The sequence below is a fragment of the Pseudomaricurvus sp. genome, assembly GCF_965662505.1.
Classification (GTDB): domain Bacteria; phylum Pseudomonadota; class Gammaproteobacteria; order Pseudomonadales; family Cellvibrionaceae; genus Pseudomaricurvus.
Genome location: NZ_CBFIHX010000145.1, coordinates 1 through 7,056, shown reverse-complemented (window position 1 = coordinate 7,056; position 7,056 = coordinate 1). Strand labels below are relative to the sequence as shown.

Here is a 7,056-nt window from a genome sequence, read left to right as displayed (position 1 = left end):
AATCAGTTTTGAGAACAGGTTTTGACAGACAACAGGGGAATGAATATTCCCCTGACACTCCTAGCTTTCACTGCTCAGCCAGCATCGCCACCAGAGCGCGAACTTGTTCGCGAGCCTTCTCTGACATATCAATAATATGGCACCCCGCCCAACACACAGGATCGTCCTCTGAGGAGCGCACCCACAAGCAATCGACGCCCAACAAGACCGAGGTATCTCCACATACAGGCATAGGCAGCTCCAGATTCAACTGATAGACATGATCTGACTGCATCGGCATTTCACCCAGCAGCATCAATCCCTCTTCGTGAATATTGGCCAGACGCCCCAGATACAGCTCCCGATTCGCGTCGTACACCTCAACTGAACCGACGACACCCAAGCGATCCAGGTTTCTCTGTTCGTCCATTTGCCCTGTATCTTTCATCTCAGGATTTCCCCTTTGGCTTGAGCCCTTCTGCCTTGGCATTGAGACTCTGGAAGATATTTTCCAACGCCCTCTCGAAGAATGGTTTCGAACTGCCTGCTATCACTTTGGCTTTATGCGCGAGCATATCCCGTGCTAATTCCAGGCCCGATTTCATGGCCACTTTCTTGCCCATTTGATCGACAAGCATGTAGTGCAGGGTTTTTGAGTTGTACCACGCCACCTTAAGTCGCTTGCCACCGTCGAACTCAAACCAGGTGCCAAACTCGATCATCTTAAGATTTTCAACCATACGCAGCTCTTCAGCATTAGGCTGATCATCGGCCGCATCACTTTGACCGGCTTTCTTCGACGCCATCGCTTCCAGCTTGCTGCGCATCGGCTCAGGAGCAGGTTCCACTTGTTTGCTCTGCAGCGCCATTTTCTGCAGAGAGTACAACGCCTCAAGCAACTTTTTACCTTTGGCCTGATCGTAACCGATGGTTTCGAATCCCACTTCCAGACTGTTCAGCAAGCCAGCGTGCATTTCCATCTGACGGGCTTTGTCTTCGCCGTTCTCTTTTGGCTCAATGCTCCACAGCACATCATCAATAACCTGTGTCGCCCGCATCCAGCTCTCAGAGGTCTCGCCGTAACGCAGCAGGATAAAAGCCAGGTAGTCTGACCAAGGCTGTAGCAGCATCAACAACACAGCGGAAGGTAACTCACGCCCGTCGGTGCGGGAACGCACTTCTTCGTTGACACGAATTTTAACTTCACGCAATTTCTCCTCGCCCTGGACTTTCTCCATGGCGCGACGTTCCATCAATTCCTGACGTCGGGAGATCTTCTTGGTGTAACCGCTGAATTCCAGCAGCAGTTCGGCAAACAACCGAACATCGTTTTTAAACTCTTCCAGAACCCGCGAAACAATCGCCTTGATCTTGTCGTAGATATCGTACTGACTGGTGCCGTCATTACTGACCCATTTCACACCGGCCTCTGCCATATTGTTGAGCAACAAACGCGCCGGGTGTTCCGTTTGCTCAAAGAAACTCTTGTCGATAAAAGCGATCTTGAGAAACGGCGTGTGCAGGTAACTGAGCAATGCTTTGACAGAATCCGGCAGGTTGTCATCAGACAGCATGTATTCAAACAACATGCCCACCAAATCAATGGTGTGCATATCGCCCGGATCAACAGACTCCTCGTCCCCCTCTTCCTCGATCAGCTGCTGAACCAATTGCTGGCTGACGTCCGATACAGGTAAAGGCTGCAAGGTCCCTGGCTGGGCATTGACTAATTGCTGGCCGGTCACCGTCAAAGCCTGCGACTGCAACTGCTGCAAGGCCCCTACCAGCTGTTGATTGGAATACACCATACCCGGACGACCACCAGGAGCGGCCGCGCCCCCCTGACTGACACCAGAGGGAGGTTGAGGAACAAAATTTTGTGGAGACGCAGGAGCAGCCCCTTCCGGCGCACTTGCGCCAGCAGGCTGGGCAAAACCACCAATATGGCTTTGCAGCGTGCGGATGGCGTCCACCAGATTACCCTGATATTGATCGGGTGGCAGATTGGCATCAGGGCTCGGCATAAAACCGCCGGCAGGCTGCGTACCCGGCAACTCTACGCTATCCTGTTGCGACGTGTGACTGTCCCAATTCTGCTGAAAATCGTTTTCGCCCTGAGTCGGAGGAGCGTTTTCAGTCCCTCCGCCGGGAGTTACTGGTCGCGGACGCAGGTTAGACAGAATGCCCTTGCCGCTCAGATACTGATTAATTTCCTGTAATGGCTCCGACAAATGCACCATTACTTCACGATCAAATAATTTGTAGGTGATGATTTTGCTTTTGGTGTTCAGCGCTGTGCGCTGCAGGCTTTTACGCAAAGACTCACAATACTGAACCGGACCGGCGGGATTACCGCGATCATCCACCTTCTGCCCATTGTTCAGCACAGCCAAACGTTGATTGAGTGCCCACAGCGCTTCCGCGTAGTGATTCTCCGCTCGATGTGTAATAGACGTGATGGCAATGGTTTCTTCCAGATCCTCGTTATCCACCAGAGATAACATGTCTTTCTGATACTTTTCTTCCCCGGTGCTGGTGGACAGCTCATGACGTTTGAACTTGATAAAGCCTTCGCCAAGATAGCCTAAGAAATAACGTTCTATCTGCGGCAACGCCTGATGCATAACATCCTGCTGCTCGACAATATCCGTTTTTTCCTTATTGCTCTTGGCTCGATCGAGGCTTTCCAGTAAATGATTATCCAGTGCCTTGGAGAATTGCGTGAAACACTCACTGGCATGCTCGACCAGAATAGCCTGGCAAGCTTTGAGATGCTCAACAATGGCAGCGTCAGTCAAGTTTCCTGCAGCAGCAGGGGGGTGCAATTTACTCATAGATTCAATGTCTTTTCGTCACATCCATGGCTATCAAAAGTCACGCACACAAAATGAGCATGTCCGATGACATCCTGTCCTTGCTAATGCACTGCATAAACATCCTGCAGTACAGATCTTATTATTGATTGAGGTCATACAGGCCCGATGCCTGTTGCATACACAGCGCAGTCACAAAGTGTCTTGCCATACACCTTTGTTCAATGTGACATAGGGTGCAGAAAACACAAGTGCTATTTTCACCTTTTTGATGAGACGGTCAACTCAGGGAGCGTCCCAACACAATCCCCTTCTCACAATCTGCTTCGGCGCCGTCCGCAAACCGCCGTCTAGTACAAGCAGTAAAAGCATCACGTACAAATAGTATAAGCATCTCGCACAAACAATGGCATAAATCATTCCATACCCAAAGATTTCACCAGCCTTTCAGTGCTGCCACAGTCACTGCGACAATAGCGCTGAGCCTGACGCGCAAATCGCTGCGCTTGCGGCATATCCCCTAACTCGCGATAACTCTCGCCGAGAATCCGGTAAAAACCGGCATTCCGCCGATCCAGACGTAACCCGTGCTCTGCCGTTTCTATGGATTTTTGCCATTGCTGCTGCGCCATATAGTTTTCGGCATCGGCTTCGATGGCATCAATCGCAGCATCCATACTCGGGGGCTCTTCAGGACGAGTGGGCTCTGGGGTCGGGCGGTCATAGGGTCCAGGATATTGCCCGGGAACGCCAGACGGTGTCACCGCAGGCTGACCGGGATAACGGTCCGGACGCTCCACCTGCCCACCGGGTTCTTCCACCGGCACTTGTGAGACTGGCGCACTGGATTGACAGCCCGCCAGAAGCACCGCTGACGCCAGCAGGGCAATCGGGCTAAAACACCGCCCTGTCCCTTCATCCTGGTTCACATGTTTATTACTCAAAATGCGCTCTAAAACCATTTTTTCATCCAGTGCAGTACGGGGTTTTCCACCCAGTCACAGGCTGCGTGTTCTTCGGGTCGCTGTTCCCGGGTAAACGGGATCAACCGTGAACCCCGGCAGTTTTCACTGCTCAAGCGACCATTTTTACCGTCAACCCACAAGTATTCAATGTCTGGCGAGGCAAAGATGTCCAGACTTTCGGTGGGCAGATGCGAAAAGATATCCGTCCAAATTTGCAACGCACCGGTACCACCTGTCAGTGGTGTGGCGCCATTATCATCCCGCCCAACCCAGACTACCGCCAGATCCCGGCCACTGAAGCCGGCAAACCAGCTGTCGCGCTGATCGTTGGTGGTGCCTGTTTTTCCTGCAAGAGCCAGAGAACGGGGAAGTCGCTGATAAGCGCTTCGCCCCGTGCCCTCTTCCATCACCGACTGCATGGCGAACTGCACCAGCTGCACTGCCGCGGACTCCACAGGATTGCCCAGCTGCAGCGGATAGCGGTTCAGGCGCTCACCTTTGGCGTCCTCCACGGAACGAATGGCTCTTAGCGGCATAACCACGCCATCATTGGCCAGCGTATGGTACATTTCCGAAACTTCTGCTGGAGACAACTCCATCGTTCCCAACAGCATAGACGGCACCTGCGGGATTTGCTTCTTTACACCCAGTTGCTCAAAGGTTTCTGCGACATTATCCAGCCCCACGGTCATCCCCAATCGCGCTGTTGCCTGATTGTAGGAGCGACTCAGAGCATCGATCAGCATGACATCACCATGAGATTCACGCTCAAAGTTCTTGGGCTGCCACACATCATCATTGGGGCCAGCCACAGACACCGGGCCATCACTGATGGTCGAAGCCAGATTGTAGGGTTGTCCTTTTTTGAGGGCCGTTAGATACACCGCCGGCTTGGCCAGAGAACCAATGGGACGTGTCGCATCCAGTGCGCGATTGAAACCGGCAAACTTGGGGTTCCGATCGCCCACCACGGCTTTCACTTCACCGCTGCCCACGGAAGTCATAATCACAGCCCCCTGAAGCGTTCCGTTATCCACGCCGTAACGCTTTTCCAGTGCATCAAGGCGCTGAGACAAGGATTTTTCCGCCTGTCGCTGTGCCGCAAGTGACAAGGTCGTATAGATCTTCAGGCCATCCGAGCTCAGAGCTTCGTCGTCATAATCTTCACGCAGCTGAGTTTTGACCATGTCGATAAAGGCAGGATAATCACGCAGACGCCGCTGGGATGCCGGCACGACTCCCAACCTCTCTCGTTGCGAACTCTTTAACTCCTGCTCATCAATCAAACCTTGCTCATGAAGGACACTGAGCACCAGATCACGGCGCTCTTTGGCACGTTCAGGATGACGCCAGGGGTTGTAGTAAGAAGCGCCTTTCACCAGCCCCACCAACAACGCCAACTGGGACTCATTCAGCGAGGAAAGAGGACTGCCGAAGTAATGCTTTGAAGCCAATCCAAACCCGTGAATCTGACGCGGCCCGCTCTGCCCCAGATACACTTCATTCATGTAGGTTTCCAGGATTTCACCCTTGCTGTAATGCCACTCCAGCAGCACTGACATCATGGCTTCGGTCAGCTTGCGCGACAGCTTGCGACTGTCATCGAGGAAAAAGTTTTTCACCAGCTGCTGAGTCAGGGTGCTGCCACCCTGAACCACTCTGCCACTCTGAAAGTTTACCCAGGCCGCACGGGCAATGGACTTGGGAGACACCCCAAAGTGGTGCACATAATTGCGATCTTCCACCGCAATCAGAGCCTCGCCCAGCAGCGGTGGCACATCAGACAACTGAATAAGCTCGCGATCTTCCTGGCGCTGGGGGTAAATACCACCGATCAGAACTGGCTCGAGCGTGATCAGCGACGCAGGATCGCCCTTAAGTACTTCAAACCCAACAATTCGGTCCGACTGAAAGCGCACACGGACATAACGTTCGGCTTCGTCTTTACCGCCCGCGTCAAATGAACGGGTTGCGATATCTATCGTACTGCCCGCAGCTCGCCACTGGCCCGGTGCCGCCAAATAGTTCACCGAGTGGTATTCCAGCGCCTTAAGTTCCGCCAGTAAATCAGCGCGGGTCAACTGTTTCCCCTGGTAGAGCTCCAGTGGTTGTGCGTACACCCGCGCAGGCATGGCCCATTTACGACCATCAAATTTGCGCTGCACTTCAATATCGAGATACACGACCCAAGCCACAAACAGCAGCAACAGGATCAGGAAAGGCCACCGAATCAAGCGCCAAAAGCGCCGCAAGGCAGAAGGAGGAGCGCTCTTTTTCGAGCGTTTGGATTTTGGTTTTCGACTCATAAGCGGGAAGTGTACTGACTCTGACTGGGTAGACAAGGCATAATAGCCTCTTAAGAAGTCACGGGTTGGAATTTTACCGATGTTTTTACAAGCTCGGTAATTGCTTCAAAAAAAGCAACACCCACTCCATTGAAGATTTGACACCACCACAGACTAAGGAACCAGACACTATGGCGGACAACACTCAGGCATATCACGTTTACGGCATCGGCGCCGCGCTGGTAGACACCGAAATCGAAGTGACCGATCAGGATCTGACCACACTCAATATTGATAAAGGCGTGATGACCCTGGTAGACGAAGCCCGTCAACAGGAACTGATTGAACATCTATCCGATCATCTGGTTGCATCAAAACGCGCCAGCGGCGGCTCAGCAGCGAACACCATCATCGCCGCCAGTTATTTCGGGGCGAAAGCCTTTTACAGCTGCAAGGTTGCCAGCGATGACAATGGCGATTTTTACCTGCAGGACCTGAGCGACGCCGGCGTCGACAGCTTGCCCTCGAACGTGCGCGAGACAGGCGTTACTGGCAAATGTCTGGTGATGATAACGCCTGACGCTGAACGCACAATGAACACCTATCTGGGGATCAGCGAAACTGTCTCCAGCCGCGAACTGAGTTCAACCTCCATTGCCGCATCCCAGTACGCTTATATCGAAGGGTACCTGGTTTCATCCGACACCGGCCGTGCCGCGGCCATTGAGCTGCGCAAACAAGCTGAAGCCAAAGGCGTGAAAACGGCACTTAGTCTGTCCGATCCGGCGATGGTGGAGTTTTTCCATGATGGACTGAAAGAAATGCTTGGTGATGGCGTGGATCTGTTGTTCTGCAATCAGGCAGAAGCGCTGGGCTTTACCCGCACCCAAACTCTTGAAGAGGCGATGACCGCACTGAAGAAAATTGCCCGCAGCTTTGCCATCACTTTAGGGGCCGAAGGTGCACTGGTCGTTGACGGTGATAACAGCTGGAAGATTGCCCCTCACAAGGTCA

General features: G+C 53.0%; 5 protein-coding genes. 1 reads left to right on the top strand and 4 read right to left on the bottom strand.

Annotation, left to right across the window (positions count from 1 at the left end; genetic code table 11):
* Positions 1 to 67 precede the first annotated feature (67 nt).
* The 4 genes from ACTG33_RS15095 to mrcB all read right to left on the bottom strand — a co-directional run bounded on the left by ACTG33_RS15095 (position 68) and on the right by mrcB (position 6,063).
* The gene (locus tag ACTG33_RS15095) at positions 68 to 427 is read right to left on the bottom strand and encodes a PilZ domain-containing protein (protein ID WP_439136054.1); all 360 of its coding nucleotides are present in this window, start codon (positions 425 to 427) and stop codon (positions 68 to 70) included.
* 1 nt (position 428) lies between these two features.
* On the bottom strand, positions 429 to 2,813 hold the full coding sequence (locus ACTG33_RS15090) for a DUF1631 domain-containing protein (protein WP_439136053.1): 2,385 nt from the start codon (positions 2,811 to 2,813) through the stop codon (positions 429 to 431).
* 395 nt (positions 2,814 to 3,208) lie between these two features.
* On the bottom strand, positions 3,209 to 3,736 hold the full coding sequence (locus tag ACTG33_RS15085; protein ID WP_439136052.1) for a tetratricopeptide repeat protein: 528 nt from the start codon (positions 3,734 to 3,736) through the stop codon (positions 3,209 to 3,211).
* An 8-nt stretch (positions 3,737 to 3,744) separates the two neighbouring features.
* On the bottom strand, positions 3,745 to 6,063 hold the full coding sequence (gene mrcB, locus ACTG33_RS15080; RefSeq protein WP_439136051.1) for a penicillin-binding protein 1B: 2,319 nt from the start codon (positions 6,061 to 6,063) through the stop codon (positions 3,745 to 3,747).
* A gap of 170 nt (positions 6,064 to 6,233) precedes the next feature.
* On the opposite strand from mrcB, the gene ACTG33_RS15075 reads away from it, so the two are divergent.
* Positions 6,234 to 7,056: adenosine kinase (locus ACTG33_RS15075; protein WP_439136050.1), on the top strand; the 823-nt coding region annotated here is incomplete at its 3' end.